Origin of the sequence: Actinoplanes sp. NPDC051633, assembly GCF_040681735.1 — a bacterium.
Taxonomy (GTDB): domain Bacteria; phylum Actinomycetota; class Actinomycetes; order Mycobacteriales; family Micromonosporaceae; genus Actinoplanes.
Genome location: NZ_JBFAZH010001066.1, coordinates 1 through 2,659, shown reverse-complemented (window position 1 = coordinate 2,659; position 2,659 = coordinate 1). Strand labels below are relative to the sequence as shown.

Here is a 2,659-nt window from a genome sequence, read left to right as displayed (position 1 = left end):
GCGTCGGCACCGGGCGCGCCGCCGCCCTCGCGGCGCTGACCGCGGGGTTGGTCAGTGCGATCGTCGGCGGCCTGCACGCGGCCAACGCCGCCGGCGGTCTGGGCACCGGCAACGGTCTGGCCGGGGCGGTCGTCGCGGTGGCGCTGGGCGTGATCGCCGCCGCCGTCGCCACGCTGGCTCTGGCCCGCTCCCGGCTCACCGGCGCAAGGCCATGAGGCTCGGTCACCCACCGGCCGGCTGGAACAGCTCCACGGGGTTCCCCGAGGGGTCCTCCAGCAGGATCTGACTCCCGCCCGGGCCGGTGACGATGTCGTTGCGGAATCTCACTCCGGCGCCGCGGAGCCGATCGACCTCCGCGGTGATGTCCGCGACGACGAAGTGGATCCGGTTCCACCCGCCCGGAGCGGGTGAGCGGCCGTCGGGCATCGGCCGGCCGGCCGAGCTGCGCGGCCCGGAGAGCAGCAGCCGCAAATGCCCGCGCGTGACGTCGGCGAAGGCCGGCAACGCCGCGCTCCGGACGGCGAAGCCGAAATGCTCGGTGTAGAAGTCGATTGCGGTCTGGACGTCGTCCACCATGTATCGGACGTTGACGGTGTCATCGGATCGGATGTCCATCTCTCCTCCACGGTCGATGGTCAGGCGGTGTGCTGTGGCCGCAGGATGCGGTGCAGCAGAAAGGTGACGCGCTCGGCGAGCTCCGAGGCGGTCCGCCGGAACGCCGGACGGCCGTCGGGCAACACAGCGGGGTCCTGGATGCTCCAGTGCACCGGTTGCGGATCGCCGGGGAACTCCGGGCAGATCTCCCGCACCCGGTCGCACAGGGTGATCACGTAGTCGAAACGGTGGCCGGCGAACTCGTCGAGATGCTTGGCGCGAGCCGCACTCAGGTCGATGCCGTGGGCCGCCATCGCCGCGACCGCATCGGGGTTCACCGCCGTGGGCCGGCTGCCGGCGCTGAACACCTGGACGGCTCCGCCGGCCATCCGCCGCAGCAGCGCCTCGGCCATCTGCGAGCGGGAACTGTTGCCGGTGCACAGGAACAGCACCCGGATCGGTGGCAGGCCGGCCGGCGGCGCCGGCATCGCGGGCGGGGCGAGCGCCAGCGCCGGATGCAACGCGCCGCCCGCACCGGCCAGCAGCTCTCCGCACAACGCCAGATCGAGGCTGTAGTAGGTGTCGCGGCGGTCGGCCGAACTGCGGCGGGCCGAGACCAGCCTCGCCCCGCGGAGCCGCCCCAGATGGTAGGAGACCAGATTTTGCGGCTGCCCGAGCGACGCGGTCAGCTCGTGCACCTGACGATCGCTGCGGGCCAGCTCGCCGAGCAGCTGCCACCGGATCGCGTGCCCGGCGAGCCCGAGGATCGCCGGCAGCGCGGGCGTGTCTTCTCGCCGGCCAGGCATGGGTCGACAATACATCAAATCAGCTTGATGTAAATGCTCACACGGTCAGCAACAGCAGCGGGGCGGCGGCCGCCCACGCCTGCGGCGAGCACGAGTGCGGGTACGGCACCGGGCCGCACCCCCGCTCCCGGGCCAGGCCGGTCATCACCTCGGGGAGCCGGTCCCCGGTATGGGACGCGGCGGCGAGCAGCCCGTCGGCGATGATCGCCGCCTCGGCGCGGCGCCCGGCGGCGGCCAGGCCCGCCACGGCGATCGCCGTGTCGTGCGGCCACACCCCGCCGCGGTGGTAGGACATCGGGTGGTACGCGGCCTGCCCGGCGGCCAGTGTCCGCACGCCCCAGCCGGAGAAGAAGTCGTCGCGGGCCAGCCGCTCGGCCACCGTGGCCGCCCAGTCGTCGTCGAGCAACCCGCACCAGAGGACGTGCCCGGCGTTGGACGCCGCCGCGTCGACCGCCGCGCCGGTCGCGTCGAGGGCGAGCGCCACGAAGCCGTCCGGCAGGCGGAAGTCGGCGGCGAACCGGTCGCGCAGGCCGGCCGCGGTGGCGGTGAGCATCGCGGAGAAGTCCGGGTCGCCCCACACGCGCGCGGCGAGCCGGGCGGTGCCCAGAAGCGCCCGGTAGGCGTACCCCTGCGCCTCGGCGACCGCGATCGGCCCGGCGGCCGGCGTGCCGTCGGAGAAGACGATGGAGTCGGCCGAGTCCTTCCAGCAGTGGTGCACCAGACCCGGCAGATCGGTGCGGTAGCGCAGGTAGCCGGCCGTCAGGCCGCCCGGTCCGAGCATCCAGCCCACCGCCGCCCGCGCCGCCGGCTCCAGCCGTCGGGCCAGCCGGTCGTCGCCGGTCACCTCGTGGTGGGCGGCGAGCAGCATCAGGAACAGTGGCGTGGCGTCGACCGACCCGTAGTAGCGGCCGTAGGGCACCTCGCCGGTGGTGGCGAGCTCCCCGCGGCGCGTCTCGTGGATCACCTTGCCCGGCTCCTCCACCCGCGACTCGTCGGTGGTCCGGCCCTGGGTGGCGGCCAGCACCTGCAGCGTGCCGGCGGCCAGCTCCGGCCGGTGGTGCAGGGCGAACAAGGAGGTCAGCAGGCTGTCGCGGCCGAAGACGGTGAGGAACCACGGTGCGCCGGCGGCCGGCACGATCGCGCCGGGTACGCCGGGCGCCGGCATGCTGAGGGCGTCGAGATCGGCAAGTCCTTTGTGTACGCACCGCGCCAGGTCGTCGCGGGCCACCGTGGGGGCGCCCCGGGTCGTGGTGCGGTCG

Annotated in this window: 3 protein-coding genes and 1 pseudogene; 1 reads left to right on the top strand and 3 read right to left on the bottom strand. The window is 74.1% G+C overall.

The annotated features are described in order from the left end of the window. Positions 1-215, top strand: a 215-nt coding sequence (locus tag AB0M20_RS37000) for a DUF6223 family protein (protein ID WP_364305388.1), incomplete at its 5' end; no start/stop codon positions are given. A gap of 7 nt (positions 216-222) precedes the next feature. Here the strand turns inward: AB0M20_RS37000 and AB0M20_RS36995 are convergent. The 3 genes and pseudogenes from AB0M20_RS36995 to AB0M20_RS36985 form a co-directional block, all read right to left on the bottom strand. Continuing rightward, a complete protein-coding gene (locus tag AB0M20_RS36995) occupies positions 223-615 on the bottom strand; it encodes a VOC family protein (protein WP_364305387.1) in 393 nt (130 codons plus the stop codon). Positions 616-635: 20 nt separating this feature from the next. Further along, entirely contained in the window at positions 636-1,400 is a 765-nt protein-coding gene (locus AB0M20_RS36990; RefSeq protein WP_364305385.1) for a MarR family transcriptional regulator, read from the bottom strand. A 37-nt stretch (positions 1,401-1,437) separates the two neighbouring features. Then, positions 1,438-2,659, bottom strand: a pseudogene (locus AB0M20_RS36985) (amylo-alpha-1,6-glucosidase); the annotation flags it as partial.

Coding starts and splice junctions, on each gene's coding strand:
- AB0M20_RS36995 (WP_364305387.1), bottom strand. CDS start 615: ATGGACATCCGATCCGATGACACCGTCAACGTCCGATACATGGTGGAC.
- AB0M20_RS36990 (WP_364305385.1), bottom strand. CDS start 1,400: ATGCCTGGCCGGCGAGAAGACACGCCCGCGCTGCCGGCGATCCTCGGG.